Origin of the sequence: Flavobacterium crassostreae (assembly GCF_001831475.1) — a bacterium.
Taxonomy (GTDB): Bacteria; Bacteroidota; Bacteroidia; order Flavobacteriales; family Flavobacteriaceae; genus Flavobacterium; species Flavobacterium crassostreae.
The window spans coordinates 2,394,133-2,411,098 of sequence record NZ_CP017688.1 but is presented as its reverse complement, the minus strand read 5'-3'; the positions used below and the strand labels follow the sequence as shown (position 1 = coordinate 2,411,098).

The 16,966-nt window shown below is 36.8% G+C and carries 19 protein-coding genes; 5 read left to right on the top strand and 14 right to left on the bottom strand.

The window, feature by feature from the left end:
• Positions 1–76: 76 nt before the first annotated feature.
• Both LB076_RS10815 and LB076_RS10810 read right to left on the bottom strand, forming a co-directional pair.
• Positions 77–1,213 (bottom strand): hypothetical protein, encoded by a 1,137-nt coding sequence (locus tag LB076_RS10815; RefSeq protein WP_066334470.1) that lies wholly within the window; start codon positions 1,211–1,213, stop codon positions 77–79.
• 117 nt (positions 1,214–1,330) lie between these two features.
• Positions 1,331–1,999 carry an endonuclease III domain-containing protein gene (locus LB076_RS10810; RefSeq protein ID WP_066334464.1) on the bottom strand — a complete coding sequence of 223 codons (669 nt, stop codon included), beginning with the start codon at positions 1,997–1,999 and terminating at the stop codon, positions 1,331–1,333.
• A 253-nt stretch (positions 2,000–2,252) separates the two neighbouring features.
• Here LB076_RS10810 and bcp point away from each other — a divergent pair, with 253 nt between their 5' ends.
• Positions 2,253–2,705 carry a thioredoxin-dependent thiol peroxidase gene (bcp, locus tag LB076_RS10805; protein WP_066334567.1) on the top strand — a complete coding sequence of 151 codons (453 nt, stop codon included), beginning with the start codon at positions 2,253–2,255 and terminating at the stop codon, positions 2,703–2,705.
• 40 nt (positions 2,706–2,745) lie between these two features.
• On the opposite strand, the gene LB076_RS10800 is transcribed toward bcp, so the two are convergent.
• The 3 genes from LB076_RS10800 to LB076_RS10790 are packed head-to-tail and all read right to left on the bottom strand — an operon-like array spanning position 2,746 to position 5,847.
• Positions 2,746–3,366 (bottom strand): hypothetical protein, encoded by a 621-nt coding sequence (locus LB076_RS10800; RefSeq protein ID WP_066334462.1) that lies wholly within the window; start codon positions 3,364–3,366, stop codon positions 2,746–2,748.
• Positions 3,363–4,334: a hypothetical protein gene (locus LB076_RS10795; RefSeq protein ID WP_066334458.1), complete on the bottom strand. Its 972-nt coding sequence runs from the start codon at positions 4,332–4,334 to the stop codon at positions 3,363–3,365. The genes LB076_RS10800 and LB076_RS10795 overlap by 4 nt, the downstream gene beginning before the upstream one ends.
• 52 nt (positions 4,335–4,386) lie before the next feature.
• The gene (locus LB076_RS10790) at positions 4,387–5,847 is read right to left on the bottom strand and encodes a nicotinate-nucleotide adenylyltransferase (protein ID WP_066334451.1); all 1,461 of its coding nucleotides are present in this window, start codon (positions 5,845–5,847) and stop codon (positions 4,387–4,389) included.
• A 97-nt stretch (positions 5,848–5,944) separates the two neighbouring features.
• Between LB076_RS10790 and LB076_RS10785 the strand changes: the two genes are divergently transcribed.
• Entirely contained in the window at positions 5,945–6,709 is a 765-nt protein-coding gene (locus LB076_RS10785; RefSeq protein WP_066334449.1) for an MBL fold metallo-hydrolase, read from the top strand.
• Positions 6,710–6,717: 8 nt separating this feature from the next.
• The gene (locus LB076_RS10780) at positions 6,718–7,218 is read left to right on the top strand and encodes a hypothetical protein (RefSeq protein WP_066334447.1); all 501 of its coding nucleotides are present in this window, start codon (positions 6,718–6,720) and stop codon (positions 7,216–7,218) included.
• Positions 7,219–7,271: 53 nt separating this feature from the next.
• Here the strand turns inward: LB076_RS10780 and LB076_RS10775 are convergent, their stop codons facing one another.
• From LB076_RS10775 to LB076_RS10745, 7 genes are all read right to left on the bottom strand, one after another.
• Complete coding sequence (locus LB076_RS10775) at positions 7,272–7,916, bottom strand: alpha/beta hydrolase (RefSeq protein ID WP_066334444.1); 645 nt, start codon at positions 7,914–7,916, stop codon at positions 7,272–7,274.
• Positions 7,917–7,929: 13 nt separating this feature from the next.
• Positions 7,930–8,259 (bottom strand): hypothetical protein, encoded by a 330-nt coding sequence (locus LB076_RS10770; protein ID WP_066334441.1) that lies wholly within the window; start codon positions 8,257–8,259, stop codon positions 7,930–7,932.
• A gap of 3 nt (positions 8,260–8,262) precedes the next feature.
• The gene (locus LB076_RS10765; RefSeq protein WP_066334438.1) at positions 8,263–9,516 is read right to left on the bottom strand and encodes a dihydroorotase; all 1,254 of its coding nucleotides are present in this window, start codon (positions 9,514–9,516) and stop codon (positions 8,263–8,265) included.
• Between the two features lie 43 nt (positions 9,517–9,559).
• Positions 9,560–11,488, bottom strand: a complete 1,929-nt coding sequence (locus LB076_RS10760; RefSeq protein WP_066334435.1) for a BatA domain-containing protein — start codon at positions 11,486–11,488, stop codon at positions 9,560–9,562.
• 204 nt (positions 11,489–11,692) lie between these two features.
• Positions 11,693–13,042, bottom strand: coding sequence for a DEAD/DEAH box helicase (locus LB076_RS10755; protein WP_066334433.1), 1,350 nt, complete (start codon positions 13,040–13,042; stop codon positions 11,693–11,695).
• A gap of 68 nt (positions 13,043–13,110) precedes the next feature.
• Positions 13,111–13,881: a TIGR02757 family protein gene (locus tag LB076_RS10750; RefSeq protein WP_066334431.1), complete on the bottom strand. Its 771-nt coding sequence runs from the start codon at positions 13,879–13,881 to the stop codon at positions 13,111–13,113.
• A gap of 188 nt (positions 13,882–14,069) precedes the next feature.
• On the bottom strand, positions 14,070–14,732 hold the full coding sequence (locus tag LB076_RS10745) for an ABC transporter ATP-binding protein (RefSeq protein ID WP_066334426.1): 663 nt from the start codon (positions 14,730–14,732) through the stop codon (positions 14,070–14,072).
• Positions 14,733–14,911: 179 nt separating this feature from the next.
• On the opposite strand from LB076_RS10745, the gene msrA reads away from it, so the two are divergent.
• Positions 14,912–15,472, top strand: coding sequence for a peptide-methionine (S)-S-oxide reductase MsrA (gene msrA / locus LB076_RS10740; protein WP_066334423.1), 561 nt, complete (start codon positions 14,912–14,914; stop codon positions 15,470–15,472).
• 53 nt (positions 15,473–15,525) lie between these two features.
• Positions 15,526–15,819, top strand: a complete 294-nt coding sequence (locus LB076_RS10735; RefSeq protein WP_066334420.1) for a hypothetical protein — start codon at positions 15,526–15,528, stop codon at positions 15,817–15,819.
• Here LB076_RS10735 and LB076_RS10730 read toward each other — a convergent pair whose 3' ends face one another.
• Complete coding sequence (locus tag LB076_RS10730; protein ID WP_066334418.1) at positions 15,820–16,122, bottom strand: DUF6787 family protein; 303 nt, start codon at positions 16,120–16,122, stop codon at positions 15,820–15,822.
• Positions 16,123–16,300: 178 nt separating this feature from the next.
• Entirely contained in the window at positions 16,301–16,864 is a 564-nt protein-coding gene (locus LB076_RS10725) for a DUF937 domain-containing protein (RefSeq protein WP_066334416.1), read from the bottom strand.
• Between the last annotated feature and the right edge of the window lie 102 nt (positions 16,865–16,966).

Here is a 16,966-nt window from a genome sequence, read left to right as displayed (position 1 = left end):
AAGCGTATTTATTTAAAAAAAAACCAAAAAAAAACACGGTACATTTAAACCGTGTTTGTAGCTTGATTATGAGGTATTAAGAACGTCTGTTTCCGGACCGAGTACTCATGTTGTTAAACTCTCTAGAACCCCTAACACTATCGGATTGAGGCTTTAAAGTACGGGTTCTTTGCATTGTATTTGGGTTTCTGGTTTCAGAGGATCTTTTGTTTTGGTTGTTTTGCGGCTTAACAGCAGTATTTGTAGTCGTAGATAGCCTTTGCGGAGCCGTAGCTTCGGGTCTGTATTGGGGATCTATTCTGGGAGAATGCCCACGTTGGTTTGATTCTCTATCGGTAGTGTTGTTGCGCACCCTATTGCTTCTATTGTCATGGCTTTCTATGTCTTTTGGTGCAGCTACTCTTGGAGTATAGGCAGTATTATTACGGTTGTAATCCACCTCATTTCTGGACTTCATTTGGTTAGGATTTCTTCGGGATCGATCCAATTCATACCTATTGATAGCGGTAGCATTTCTTTTATAGAAAGCATGCTCGGGATGTTGCCTTTCGTACCCATTAGCATACTTGTTTTTATGAAGCAATGCAGCCTGATGGCTTCGTCTAGAATTTACATAATGGTACTTGTTTTTGGCATTAATGTTCCTGTACACATTTTTTTTGTACCGATACACCGGATACGGATTCCAAGCATTATAATGCGTAGGGTAGTAGTTCCAATAATACCTAGAGGCATAAGGACGGTAATTGTGGTGCCATATAGCACCATAAATAACAGGAGTAGTGTAGTAAACTGGCTCATAAATATAATTAGAACCAAACATAAACGTATTGCCTACAAATTGAATTTGAACCCGATTATACCGATCTATCTCCAGATCAATAGTAGCCACATCCTGATATATATCTGGACCCAACACCGCCTGAATACTAATTAAGTGGGTTTTTTGGGCAACCGTTTCCATCACCCTAAGGTAATCTACTTGATTATCCTGATTCAAATCCAAATTAGAAATTGGAACCTCAGGATCGTTCAATCTTCTTTCAAAATCCGCAATATCCCTAGAGTTTCCAAAAATAGACGCTACGGCTCTAAGATCTAAATTAGCACTAATTTCATAACTTGTAGCCCTTACTTGGGTAGTATGTTGTGCCACTATTTGCAAAGAAACAACGCAAGCAGCAAGACTCCAAAAAAGTAATTTATTTTTCATAATAACAAAATTTAGAATTAGTATTTACTAAATATCCAATTACTATGCCAATAAATTCGTAAGCAATTATTTAAGACCGAATCCAGCAACCATTCCAACGTCCTTTAGGTTCAAAAATCACTTCTTTTTAGACTTCTTTTTGGTGTCATAATCCATCAAAACACGCTTTCTGCCAATAGTTTTAGTAATAATATCCTTATCCAAATCCCAACCCCTAGCTGGCGAATATTCTCTACCATACCAAATAATCTGCAAGTGCAAATCATTCCAGATAGCTTCCGGAAAAAGGCGTTTCGCATCCTTTTCTGTCTGTACCACATTTTTTCCATTAGTCAAATTCCATCGGTACAGCAACCTATGTATGTGCGTATCCACCGGAAAAGCCGGCACTCCAAAAGCTTGCGACATCACCACACTAGCAGTTTTATGACCCACGGCAGGCAGCTCTTCCAAATCCGCAAAACTCTGCGGCACCAGGCCTTGGTGTTTGTCAATCAAAATCTGAGACAACCCATGTATTCCCTTAGACTTCATCGGCGAAAGCCCACAAGGCCGAATAATTTCTCTAATTTCCTCCACAGACATTTTTACCATATCATACGGATTATCCGCCCTAGCAAACAACAAAGGCGTAATCTGATTCACACGCACATCCGTACATTGGGCCGAAAGCAGCACAGCAACCAACAACGTAAACGGATCCTTATGATCCAAAGGAATCGGAATAGTTGGATACAATTCTTTTAACGTATTTATAACAAATGTTACCCGCTCTTGTTTGGTCATTTTTGTAAATTTATATCCTACAAAAATAGCATAATTTTTTTAGGATGTGCCTCTTCCAGCTGTACGTTACAAGTCCTCCCTCAAAAAGCTTTTTTTCTAAGGTCCCTAAAGGAGCTTCCTTTGGTCGCTCTTTATAGCCCAGAAAAAATTGCTTTTTACAGTCCGGGCTTTTCACTACCATCTGGGGCAGAACACCATAAAGAATAGCATAAAAAACACTGTAAAGAATAGCAAACCAATAAAAACCAACACCATGATACTATTAAAAAAAGGAGATGCCGCACCCAACTTTTCGGCAGTAGACCAAGACGGAAACCCCCACAAACTAGCAGACTATACCGGAAAAAAGCTAGTAGTGTTTTTCTATCCAAAAGCCAGCACACCGGGTTGCACCGCCGAAGCCTGTGATTTAAGAGACAACATAGCCCGTTTTCAAGCCCAGAACTACGCCATATTAGGAGTCAGTGCAGATTCACAAGCCAGACAAGCCAAATTTAAAGAAAAAAACAACCTTCCGTATGCGCTACTAGCAGACGAAGACAAATCCGTAATAGAAGCTTTTGGTGTCTGGGGACCCAAAAAATTTATGGGCAAAGAGTACGACGGAATCCATAGAACTACCTTTATCATAGACGAAAAAGGCTACATCGAAGACATTATTGAAAAAGTAAAAACCAAAGCCCATGCGGATCAAATTTTAAAATAAATAGGGGATTCCCCTATTTATTTTTTTATAATCCATTACCTTATTGCGTTACAAACATTCCCTTAGAGTCCAGTTTGTATCTAACAACAGAAGACAAAGTATCCTTGGTTTTTTTCTCACCAACAATATCCCCATCTTCATTAAACAATAAAGACTCTACACTAATTTTGGTAATCTCAATACGATCGTTTTTAATGCTAAAATTTCGGTAGTATTCCGTTTCAAAAGTAAACCTACAATCCAGTAGCAGAGCATCTTTTAATTGGTTAGCACGGTAGCTGTTTAATTGTACATTCAAAACTTTAGAATCATTCTCGCCATACGTATTAAAAATAATGATTTTTAATTGGTTTCCCTCTACTACAAATTCTTTGGCAGTGTAATAATTAAAATCTTTGGATTTGGTATAATCAAAATCATTTTCTTTCAACGGAAACAAAATTTCGGCATCTGTAAACCGATGCATCTCAGGGATTCCGATTATTTCGTATTCAAATAACTCGGGGTTTAGTTTTAAATACGGGTTTAGATCTTTAGAGCTAATATTTGTTGTATCCTTGCTTTTAGCAATTTCCTTTTGGTTGCTTTTGTTTTCGCTTTCTACCTCTTTTTTGCAACAAATTAGAGTTACCATTAACGCTAAAAATAGTATTTTTTTCATGGTCTTATTTCTTTAAAATTGGGTTCATAACCCTGCACATGCAGATGATGAAAGTGGTTTGCTGTATTTTTAGGAATGTGGTCTAAATAGCGTCTTTTTCCTTTGGAGGTATACGACCAGCCCAGAAAATTTTTCCAACCAAATTTATAGAGCGCATTATTCCATTTGTTTTGTCTCACAAAATCTAGAGCTTGGGGCTCCTTTATTAAATTTAGACTAGTTCCCGATCCGCATTGCACCTCTTTGTCTGTTCTGAGATATTTAAAATCCCCATTATTGCCATTAATATGACTCCGACTTGGTCTTGAGGAGCCATCACTATGGCTAAATCCGTTACAACCGATATCTAAATAATTAACCTCCAGCATAGCACCCAAAAAACTAGCCAATGTTTGTTCGTTTACAAACGATCTTTTAGAATCTAGTTTAAATAAATACTGGAGCTGGTTTTTTTTAAAATATTTTGGGACTTCTTCTAAGTTGATTAGGTTTACAAACGATCCTTCGGTTCCTCTATAAGTAGGCGTTTTATAAACAGTAAAAATACCCAAAACATATTTCTGACCAAATTTATCTAGATACACATATTGGTATTTGTTTTCGTAGCCTTTTTTGATGCTCTTAGGTAGGTGTTTTTCAATCCTTCCATCAAAAAATATTTTGTAAACAACCATTGCTGGACTAGTACCGCTGGTTGGTTTTGTATTTGGGGTGGTTGTTTCTTTTTTTGCGGAAGCAGTAATTTTTAAGGATTTAGGCTTTAGTGTATCTGTTTTTTTTTCAAAAACAAGTTGCCTTGGCTCAAAATAATTAGAGTATAATGCGTTAGTTATGTTGCCTGTTTTAGGTGTTGTGGCATAAACTAGAGTTGTATTCTTTGGTGAAAAACCATTATTAGCAGTTGTTATTTCACTTGTGTTGTTGCAGTGAAATAACATACTAATAAAGCTAATAATGTAACAGTTCATTTAGGGGAAGAATGAATTAAAATGTTTTTTTGAAAATGTCTGTATAAAATAATTAATTTAATTGTTGGACTATTTTGTCTGGATTATAACCAAATAGTTTGTGTTCTTTGATGATTTCGGCAATACCAGAAGGTAGCATTGGTTCCCAACCTGGTTTTCCGTTGCTAATCATTTTTAAAACCTCACGAGAAAAAACCTCTAATGTTTCTGGATCATAATTGTCAATGTTGATCACCTTGCCATTAAATTTGAAGAATTTATATAATTCTTTCATTCGTGGGTGTACTTTTAAATTATTAGAGTTAATAATCTGGCCATTTTCATCCGACATTGGATATAAAAATACCTTCATGTCTCTATAGAATAATTTTCCAAAAGCTTCCAATATTCCGCCACTTAAATGACGGTAGTATTTCTCGTCAAAAATATCTACTAAATTGTTTACCCCCATAGCCAATCCCATTCTGGCCTTAGTATAATTAGAGAAATATTCTACTACTTTATAGTATTCTTGAAAATTAGAAATCATCACTGTTTGGCCTAAAGAACAAAGCAATTCGGCACGATCCATAAAATCTCTCTCATCAATTTCGCCATCCGATCTTAGGTTAGAGAGGGTGATTTCAAAAACTACCAAGGTATTTTCTTTTTCAACCTTGTTTTCTTCAATGAACATTTCTAAGGATTTTTCATACATGTCCATGTTTACTTTAGTAACCGGACGAAAGCTTCCTCTGAGTGCAAGAATATTTTTTTTGTAAAGGATAGCCGCCGGAAGAATGTTTTTGCCATTAGGGTCAAACATTACTGCATCGGTCATGCCATTTTTGACTAATTGTAAACTCATCAAGCGGTTGTCTACTTCAGCAAAACGAGGCCCTGAAAAATTGATAGTATCAATCTCTAATTGGTCTTTGTCTAAATGATCGTACAAATAACGCAACAAACGCTTGGGGTCATTGTATTTATAAAAAGCACCATAGATCAAGTTTACTCCCAAAACACCAAGGGTTTCTTGTTGTAATCTAGCATCGGTCTCTTTAAACCGAATATGAAGAATAATTTCGTTATAATCTTCATCTGGCTCAATTTGATACCGAATACCTACCCAACCATGGCCTTTAAATTGTTTAGCAAAATCAATAGTAGCAATAGTGTTGGCATAGCTAAAAAACATTTTATTGGGATGTTTTTCACGGCTCAAACGCTCTTCGATAAGTTTTCCTTCAGAGTCAAGCATTTTTTTAAGCCTACTTTCGGTTACATACCTACCGTCTTGCTCTACTCCATAAATGGCATCACTAAAATCTTTGTCGTAGGCAGACATGGCTTTTGCAATAGTTCCCGAAGAGCCACCAGCTCTAAAAAAATGTCTTACTGTTTCTTGTCCTGCACCTATTTCGGCAAAAGTTCCGTATATATTTTCGTTCAAATTTATACGTAGTGCTTTGTCTTTTATAGAGGGTATTTGCGTGATGATTTTATCACCTTTTAGTTTTATTTGCGTATCCATTTTTATTTTAAATAGGGCTAATATGTTACAAAGTTAATTAAATAGGTTTCTAATGAAAGAGAATTAATCCTATTTTTGTAAAAAAAAATAAAGCGCATTGAAAGTATATTTTTTAGGTACTGGCACCTCACAGGGCATTCCGGTAATTGGTAGTGCACATCCGGTTTGTCAAAGTGTTGATTTTAAAGATAAAAGACTCCGTGTTTCTATCTGGATCACTTGGGAGACTGGTTCATATGTTATAGATTGTGGTCCAGATTTTAGACAACAAATGCTTGCGGCACAATGCCAGAGCGTAGATGGTATTCTTTTTACCCACGAACACGCAGACCATACCGCCGGTTTAGACGATATTAGGCCGTTTAATTTTAAACAAGGCGAAATGCCTATTTATGCCCACCAACGGGTGTTGGATAATCTTAAAACACGTTTTGGTTATGTTTTTGAAACCCAAAACAGGTATCCTGGAGCACCATCGGTGCTGGCAATTCCGGTGTGCAATAACCAACCATTGGTCTTGGGAGGCAAAACCATTGTGCCGATCAATGTTATGCACGGTGATTTGCAGGTGTTTGGGTATAGATTGGATGCTTTTGCATATTTAACGGATGTAAAAACTATCGAAAAATCTGAAATAGACAAACTCCAAGGAGTGCAAGTTTTGGTTATAAACGCCTTGCGGGAGGCGCCACATACTACGCATTTTAATTTGCAAGAAGCCTTAGATTTTATAGCTTTGGTGCAACCTCAAAAAGCCTATCTTACGCACATTAGTCATTTGTTAGGTTTTCATGAAGAGATTCAAAAAAAATTGCCAGAAAATGTTTTTTTGGCGTATGATAATTTAGAAATAACCCTATAATTTACCCCATGAAAAAATCATTTTTACTCTATGCTTTTATTATTTTAATTTTATTAAACGTTTTTACGTATACATTTTATAGCAAACAAGTAGCCTTTGAGCAAGATAGATACCAAAGAGTTACCAAAAAACTAAAAGAAAAAATACAAACAACCGAATCAAAATTGGTAGATGCGTCTTATTTTACTTTAGAAAACAACGAAAATGCTCAAAATTATTTTGAATCTGAAGATGGCTCTCAAATCATACAACACCAAAAATTAATCCCCTTTGTGACCGAGAGATTGTTAGACTATAATGCAAATCCTAAAGGAAATCCCTATACAGGACAAGATCAAATAGGAGTCAGTAAGTTTATAATCAATAAGGTGAAGATCCTTAACCATCGTTGGATTATTGCAGACTTCAGTGATGGTTCTCTTTGGGGCGAAGTACTTTTAAAATATTTTGTAAATGAGGACCAAACTATTTCATTTGAAGTCAATCAATCCTTATTGTATCAAAAATAAGGTAACTTAAAAAATATAACTTAAAAAGGTTCTTCTTCTGAAGAACCTTTTTTTTAGTCTACTAACCATTTTCTAAAATCATAAAAATTTTGAGGCGAAACACCATGGCCAATTGGATATTCTTTATAGGTTGCTGCAAGGTTTAATTTTGCCAAAAATGGCGTTGTTTTTCGGGCCCACTCTATAGGGATTACTTGGTCTGCCGTTCCGTGGGAATGAAATATTTTTAGCTTAGAAAAATCATTATCGCAATAATTTTCTTTTAGTATTTCGGGGTTAAGATAGCCGCTTAAGGCCACTACTTTGCTTATTTTTTCAGGATTTGATAGCGCCACTGCATAGCTCAAAATAGCTCCTTGACTAAACCCTGTAAGCACAACTTGATTGGGGTCTATAGAATAGTTTGCAATTAATTCTTCAATAAATTGCAAAATTAGATCCCGAGATGTTTTCGCTTGTTCGTCATTCGAAAATTTATTTTGATCCGCATCATAATCAATAGCGTACCAGGTATAACTACCAAATTGCATGTCATAAGGTGCTCGAGCCGATACAATATAGTAGGTGTCGGGTAGCTCGGATGCAAACGAAAATAAATCTTGTTCGTTGCTGCCATGACCATGTAACAAAAGTAGTAGAGGGTTTTTGTCTTTTTTTATTTTGGGCTCTTTTAGTAGGTATTCTAGAGATAAATTCATTTTATTTTTGTTTTTAAGAGATGCTTTGAAACCATTTTTGATATAAATTGCCTAACAACGGCATTGGTTTGGTTTCTCCTTTTATGGCACTAAAAATTCCGTAAGACCATAAAATAGAAATAAAAATCCACATGGGGATTGCAATCATAATGTTGTCAAAATTACTAATAAGTAATCCTAGCGAAAAAAAAGTCAATGTTAATCCTAATCCTTGACGAATATGAAAAGAAGCAAAACTGTTTTTGGAGTCGGCATTCATGGACATTGCAATAAAAACGCCAATGCCTAATATATAACTTGTTATTGCTGCTGTTCTTCCGTTATCAATGGTGTTTTTGTCCATGTTTTATACTAAAATTAGTTGTTCTTGATTAATAATTCCGTAAGCCTTTCCTTTTAATGGCATTCCTAAAAAGGCGGAATTTTTGGATTTAGACCCTATAGAATCTTTTGTAAATATTTTTTCTCCTTCAGGATTAAACAACGTTAAATTGGCTTTTTGTCCTTCGTCAATAACCGTAGTGGCTATCCCAAAAAGATTTCTTCCTGCTGTTAATTTGGCAATTACGGTCTCTAATGGCAATACGCTCATTAGGGCTCCAAAGGCGCTTTCGAGACCTATAGTACCATTCTTGGCTGCATCAAATTCCATTTTTTTGTATTCTATATCAATAGGGTTATGATCGGATGTAATCATGTCTATGGTTCCATTAAGAACTCCTTGAAGTAATGCTTTTCTGTCTGTGTCGTTTCGTAATGGAGGACTAACTTTGTAACGGGTATCAAACTCTTCTAGTTTTTCATCGGTCATAACAAGATGGTGCACGCTTACGCTACAACTCACTGCTAATCCTTTGGCTTTGGCTTCGCGTAGGAGTTGTACGGATTTGGCTGTAGAGATGGTCGGAATATGCAATTTTCCACCGGTGTATTCTAGTAAAAATAGGTTGCGGGCTATTTGCAATTCTTCGGCTAGATTTGGAATTCCTTTGAGGCCTAATCGGGTAGAAACAATGCCTTCATTTGCAACCCCATTTCCTTTTATTTTTTCATCTTGTGAGTAGGCAATCACTAATCCATCAAAATCGTGTACATACTGCAAGGCTATTTTTAACAAATTGGCATTAGCGATGCTTTTATTATAGTCTCCAAAGGCTATTGCACCTGCATTTTTCATGTCAAATAATTCGGCCATATCTTCTCCTTTGCTCTCTTTGGTCAGAGCGCCTATAGGGAACAACTCGGTAGCACTTTGGCGGGCTTTGCTTTTGACAAATAAAATTTGGGATTGGTTGTCTATAACCGGAAAGCTGTTGGGTTGCAATGCTATTGCTGTGAAACCACTTTTGGCGGCAACTTGTAGTCCGTTTGCAATAGTTTCGCGCTCCTCATAACCAGGCTCTCCTAACGAAACACTACTATCAAACCAACCTGTAGATACATGGAGATTTTCTAGTTTTATTTCATCACAGTTTTCGGGCTTGGCTAATTTGGGGCCTATTTTTTTTATAAAACCATCTGCAATTAAAATATCTACAGTCTTGTTATGAAAAGGACTTTGTGTGTCAATAATTGTTGCTTCTCTAAGGATAAATTTCATAGGTATGTTGTATTAGTTGCGGTATTTTAAAAAAAGAATTACGCTATTTTAAGAATCTAATAATTGCCGTTTCGCATAGCAAAAGTAGCAAGGCAAAGATAACAAACCATTTCCAAATTTGGGTGTCGGTTCTATCGCTTTGCAAGCGGTCATAAATGGCTTCAATGGTGCTACTTGTTTTGTAATCCCTAAGAGGATTTGCATTATTGGGGCTTAAATCACTCTCGGATCTGGCGTAATTAAAACTAAGGGCATCTATTTTTTTGTTTTGTTTTAAAACATCAAAATTACCGGCCTGTTGCGGATATTCCGTAAAGAATAACTGTACTTTATTGCTGCCGATTTGTTGTATGGGGATGCTTTGCTCATTTTTGTTTTTTACGGTTAGTACGGCATCTTTAGCACTGGTTGTAGTTACGGTATATTGGTTGGTTGCACCTACGGTAAATGCTTTTAAGGCCTGGTTGGAGTTGCTGATTCCCATTTTGTAAAAAGTAGGGACAATTAGTGGCGATTGTTGGAAATTGGAGTTTTGAGGATTTAGAGCTCCTGCAAAAACGTACACCTTTGCTGTTTTTTGGGTTATGGTTGTCAAAAAAGAACTTTGGTCGTTGTTTGACAAGGCAGTGGTTCCGGCAGCAGAGAGTACAAAAGAGCTTTTTAAACTAGGATACTGAAAATTCTTCACCTTGCTTTGGAACACGTCTTTAAACAGCGGATGGTTAAAATGAATTTGAGTTACTTTTTTTTCGGTTGTTTCTTTTTTTAAAAATTGCAAATTCCCAAAATTTTTCAAAAACAAATTGTTAGTCGCCACACTACTCTTGTCTGAGGGGATAAAAATCAGGGTGCCTCCTTTAGTAACAAAAGATACTAAGGTGGTTTGCAAGGCTTGAGGTAGATCTTCTAATTCATTCAAAATAAGGACATCTTGGGCCTGTAAAAGGTTATAATCCAAAGCCGCCAAAGGGATGGCTTGGAACACAAATTCTTCGGGGGTGTAGATTCGTTTTAAAAAATTACTTTTTGCTGGATCCCCAAGAGCAATTATATTGTTTTTTTTGGGCTCAGAAATCGTAAAATAATAGGTATTATCATAGGTTAAGCCACTATCTTGAATGCTTACGTATCCATGAAATGCTGCTTTTGGAATAGAAAACGTAACGGTTTTTGGGTTGGAATCCAAGCGAACTTGCCTTTTGGCAAGCAATTGGTTTTGGTTGTAAATAGCAACTGCAAGCGGATCTGTATTAGTACCATAATTGGACAAACTAACGTTTATTTCATAAAAACGATCTACCTCTTTGTGTATATACACACTATCAATGGCACTGTTGTTCTTTTGTTCGGGTTCTGGAATAATAAAATACAGGGCGTCCTCCGGATTGCTATTCTGTAGTGCGTTGTTTTGAAGCCCTAAAGCGTCGGTTATAATTACAATATCCTTGTTGTGGGGCGTTTTGTGGAGTTTTATTTTAGTGAGTTGCCGCTCTAGATCGAACGCTAGGGCACTATAATTTAAATTTTGTAAGCTGCTTTTTATGCTACCAATAGAGGTGTCCCAGTAGGTATCTGTGTTGGTAAGTAAAGAAAAACGGGTATTTTCGGGAATGTTCTCTAATAGTTCTTGCACGGCGCGTTTTAGCAGTGGGCCGTGTTTGCCTTTTGCTTGCATACTAAAAGAATTGTCTAAGATAATATACAACTCATTAGAAGCGTTTTTAGCATCTTTGGCAACAAAATAAGGCTGGGCAAAAGCAATAACCAGTGTGGTTACTAAAAGCAATCGGCAAGCCAGTAAAAGCCATTTTTTGAGGGTAGCGCTTTTTCGGGACGCAATAGAAACGGTTTTTAAAAAACGTACATTAGTGAAATAATGTGTTTTAAAACGTCTTAATTGAAATAAATGAACCAAAATTGGCAGCACTAATGCGAAGAGAAAATATAAAATTTCGGGATTTTTAAATTGCATTGCAATAGTTATTTTACTTTTCGGAAGGTGTTTTTTCTGTTTCCAAATTTGGATTGGTGTCTCAAAAATACAAATTTGAAAACAGTTTTAAATCAAGTAGGACAATTTTTTACGTAAAGAATGTATTTAAACAATGGTTAGGGTAGTCTTTGTGTCGTAATTGCGCTATTATGGTGCGGACAGAATAGGAGGTAGGTTTCTAAATTATTTTTTCTTTTTCTTTTTCTGAGCTTGTATTTTTAGCATGTTTCGGTTAACAGATCCATGGGTTTTTTTCTTGGTTACTCCAGGGCCTCCAAGATTGACTTTTTTATTTTTTTTACTTTTTTCCTGAAATGCGCCATCGCCAGCTAGTTTTACTTTTTTCATCATAAATTTCATCGGTTGCCTGTCTTTTTCAGGTTCGATTAATTTTGAAGAAATCTCTACAGCTTCTGGAAATGGGCTTAATTGCAATTCCATATTCATCAATACTTCAACTTCTACTCTGGCTTCTTCTTCCCGAGCGGTAATAAAACTGATAGCGGTACCAGAGGCATCTGCACGCCCTGTTCTACCAATACGGTGCATGTATAATTCGGGCATTTCGGGCATTTCAAAATTAATTACATGGGTAATATTAGAAATATCCAGACCTCGGGCCATAATATCGGTGGTAATTAATCCTCTTAAATTTCCTTGTTGAAATTCTGCCATTGTGGTTAAACGGTAATTTTGGGATTTATTAGAGTGTATCACTCCAAATTGACTCTCAAAATCTTCCTCAATGCGTTCCTGAACCATGTCCGAAATTTTCTTGTTGTTTACAAAAACCAAAACCCGACTCATCTCAGGATTGTTTTCTAACAAGTATTTTAGTAGGTTTATTTTGGTGTTAAAGTTGGGTACGCTGTAGGCTATTTGTTGGATGTTTTCGAGTGGTGTACCAGAGGCCGAAAGAGTTACTTCTTGTGGGTAATCAAAGTAATCGTTTAGGATGGCATCTACATCGTCTGTCATGGTTGCCGAAAAGAGAATGTTCTGACGTTTTTTGGGCATCATGGCCAAAATAGACGTTAGTTGTACTCGGAACCCTAAATTTAGCATTTCGTCAAATTCATCAATAACTAATTTTTGCATTTCCTCAAATCGGATCACGTTGTCTAGGGTTAGATCCATGATTCTACCAGGGGTTCCTACCAGAATATCACAACCGGTATAAACAGCCGTTTTTTGTGTATTGATATTTACGCCACCAAAAATACCAATGGTCCTAACAGACATGTATTTGGTTAATTTTTCGACCTCTTCAACAACCTGTACAACAAGCTCTCGAGTGGGTACCAAAATTACAATTTTAGGGGTATGGCCAGGTGTAAATTTATATAATTTTAATAAAGGCAATAGGTAAGCAAATGTTTTACCAGTACCGGTTTGGGCAATTCCCATCATGTCTCTTCCGGACATGATTACGGAAAAAGTTTTTTGTTGAATAGGAGTAGGTGCGCTAAAGCCCAGATCATCAATTGCTTTTTGTACGGATTTAGGAAGATTAAATTGCTCAAAAGTGCTCATAAAACGTGTATTTTGTGCAAAGATACGTTTTTATAAGGATAGTTGGGTTTGCTATAAAATCTTTAATGCTAAAAGCCTTCAAATATACCTAGTCCAAACAATGCAAAATCATATTTTACGGGGTCATCAGGGTCGAGCAATCGTAGCTTAGTATCCAACTCTAATAACGCTTTTGTATCGTTTTGTTTTCGAGTGAGTAAGCCTAATTTGCGGGCCACATTGCCAGAATGTACATCCAATGGGCAAGAAAGTTTGGATGGAGATAGGGTGTCCCAAATGCCTAAATCTACTCCAGAGGTATCTTTTCTAACAAACCATCGCAAACACATGTTGATTCTCTTTGCCACGGATCCTTTGTTGGGGTCTGCTACATGTTTTCTGGTTCGGGGTTCGTGTGGGATTTCAAAGAAAGCCTCATTAAGGGCATGTATAGCTGGCTGCAGCGACGTATCGGTTTGGTGTTCCATAAAGATTTGGTGTAAACCTCCTCTATTGGAATAGATGTGTTGTAACGCTTTTATAAAATGTTTAAAATCTTGGGAGTTAAAGGTTCGGTGTACAAAACCATCGAGTCTTTCTAACTGTAACGCATCATGACTCATAACAAAATCATAGGGCGAATCTCCTAGTAAGTCCATCATACGGTGCCCGTTTTTAGTAATCATGGTTCGGTTGCCCCAGGCGATAGTTGCTGCCAAAAAACCGGCTATTTCGATATCTTCTTTTGATGTATACCGATGTGGTACACTAATGGGATCTGGTTCGATAAAGGCTATGGTGTTGTACTGAAGAACTTTGGTATCTAGGAAGTCTTTTAATTCATTTTCAGGAAGGGCCATGTTGGGTTGGTTTTGAGGCTTTAAATTTAGGCAAATATAGGCTTTGTTGCTTGTGGGGATGTGTTTGGTATGTTTTGAATTCTAAATAGACTCTAAAGGATTTTTTAGCCCAGATAGCAGTGAAAATCCTTTTTTATCCTGATTTTTTCAGGATAAAAAAGATTGTAACGTATAGCTGGAAATAGCTCCTAACTACTAATTAGACCGTCTACCATGACTAGTTTTCTATCGGCCATGTTGGCTAGTTCTTCGTTGTGGGTTACAATCACAAAGGTTTGGCCTAATTCTTCTCGGAGTTTAAAAAATAATTGGTGCAAATTTTCGGCAGAGGCGGTGTCTAAGTTTCCGGAGGGTTCGTCTGCAAAAATAATTGCGGGTTGGTTGATTAGGGCTCTTGCAACGGCTACTCGTTGTTGTTCTCCGCCGGATAGTGCGTTGGGTTTGTGGTGTATTCTGTGCGAAAGACCTAAGTAGTCGAGGAGTTTTTTGGCTTCTGTTTCGGTGTCTTTTTTGTTTTTATTGGCTATAAAAGCGGGGATACATACGTTTTCTAGGGCGGTAAATTCGGGCAGCAATTGGTGGAACTGAAAGATAAATCCTAAATTTAAATTTCGAAACTTGGAGAGGTTTTTGTCGTTCATTTTTAAAACATCTTCGCCATGGATTACCAACGAAACTTCTGGTTGGTTATGGGGTCTATCTAAGGTGCCTAGGATTTGCAATAGGGTGGTTTTGCCGGCACCAGATGCTCCTACTATAGAAACGATTTCTCCTTTATGGATGTGCAAATCTACTCCTTTTAGTACCTGTAATTGGTCGTAGTATTTGTGTATGTTTTTGGCCTGTATCATTTTTAATCTGTTTTGACAAAGAAACAAAGATTTTAATAATTAATTGAACAATATTGGCTTGACAAAGTATAAATTTTAGTTAAGTAGTTGGGCAATTTGTTTTAAAAGGAGCTAAATTTGGAAGTATTGCTTCTGCAAAAGCTGTTTTGAGGCGTACTAATAATTTAAATTAAGGTATAATGAATGTATCACAAGACGCAGTTTTGAATCCTGAAGTTGCCATTTTTGGAGGCGGTTGTTTTTGGTGTACTGAGGCGGTTTTTTTGGCCTTGAAAGGGGTTCAGAAAGTGGTTTCGGGCTATATTGATGGACATACAGAAAACCCCACTTATGAGGCGGTTTGTAAAGGAGATACCGGACATGTGGAGGCAATTGAAATTACTTTTGATAGCCATCAAATTAGTTATTTAGAGTTGTTGCAGGTGTTTTTTGCCACCCACGATCCTACTACTTTAAATAGGCAAGGCAATGATGTGGGTACGCAATACCGCAGTGCTATTTTTTATTTTTCAATGGCTCAAAAACAAGATGCTACGCAGTATATCGCTAGTTTGGAGGCTGCTGCTGTTTTTGAAAATCCGGTTGTAACCACCATTGGTCCTGCAACACATTTTTATGCTGCCGAGGCATACCATAACAATTATTACAACCAAAATAGCTCCCAAGGCTATTGTGCTTATGTGATTACTCCTAAGCTACAAAAGCTACAAAAATACTTTAAGGACAAACTAAAAACCTAATGGCATTACTTTTGTATTGGTACCCAAAACAGAACTAAAATACACCACATAAAATGAAGTACATACAAAACCATCAAGACAAAAATAGTAGCAAATATCGCAATTTAATTCTCGGAATTATTTTTGACGCTATAGGGATGCTGTCTTTTTCAATCCCCATGATTGGCGAGTTTTCGGATGTTGTTTGGGCGCCACTTGCTGGTTTTTTGATGACCAAAATGTATAAAGGAACCACCGGTAGGGTAGGCGGATGGCTTGTTTTTTTGGAAGAGTTACTGCCATTTACAGATATATTGCCTACGTTTACTTTGACGTGGCTCTATACCTATGTGTTTAAAAAACAATAGTTATTTTTGGAACAAAAAGCCAAGTCCTAAGCGTTGCAGCATTTTTTTTTCGAATGCCCAAAAAAAGGCAAACTGACCAAAAAGAAAACCAATGGCCACTAAAAGAATCTGATAAATAGGAAAAATAAGCAGCAACCTAACTGGAGTAAACCAGATACCCAAATCGTTTGGACGGATGCCTAGCATAGCACACAGTGGCTTAGATAACCATGCAGCGCTAGAACCTGTTATGGCAAAAACAATAAATACAATGGTGAGTTGTAAGGTAGAGGTAATGCCCCAGCGTTCTTTTAATTTCTTCATTTTTTATTTATAATGATTACAAATATACTAAGATTATTGTATCCAAACACATCCAAAAGGTTTTGTTTAGCCTAAAATTACAAAAAAATAAAGGATTGTTTGCTGCTTTGTTATATCCAAAAAAAAGCACCTACAACGTAAGTGCTTTTTGGGTGTATTTTTGTACCAGCGGATAAAATTATTTTCCAAATAATCCACCTAACATACCACCAATTCCACCACCTTTTTTGGTAACGGCATCCATGGCATCACTAATATCTACTTTTCCGTCTCCGTTTTGGTCTAGACCAAATTGTCCTCCGTATTTTGTGATGGCATCCATGATTCCAGAATTGTTTTCAGAATTTCCAGAAACCGCACGGATTATATCTGCTATTTCAAAGCTTGAATCCTTAGGATCTTTTGCCTTACCTACCAAGGATCCCAGTATTTGAGGAATCAAACTAGCAGCTACTCCAGATGCAGCACTACTATTGATCCCTAATTTTTGACTTAAATTGCCTGTAAGTTGCTCGGTGAGTTGTTGCACCACAGGGTTAGAAGCGTCGTTAGCGTTATTGCCCTGAAAAAGCCCAGCTAATTGCGCTACACCACCATCGGCAATAATTTTTTGTAAACCCGAAACAACAGAATTACTTGCTTCATTAATAACAGCTTCATTTTTTTCGTTAGGAATAGCCTCGTTTTTAACTACAGCGTTCTCTCCAAATTGTTGTGCTAATTGCGTTAATTGTTCAAACATTTTATCTTTATTTTTTTGGTTTGTGCTCCAATTTACTAAATTAAAATATAATTTGTAACCAAATTTACTAAATTACCTATTTTACTGCTCCAAAATAACCAA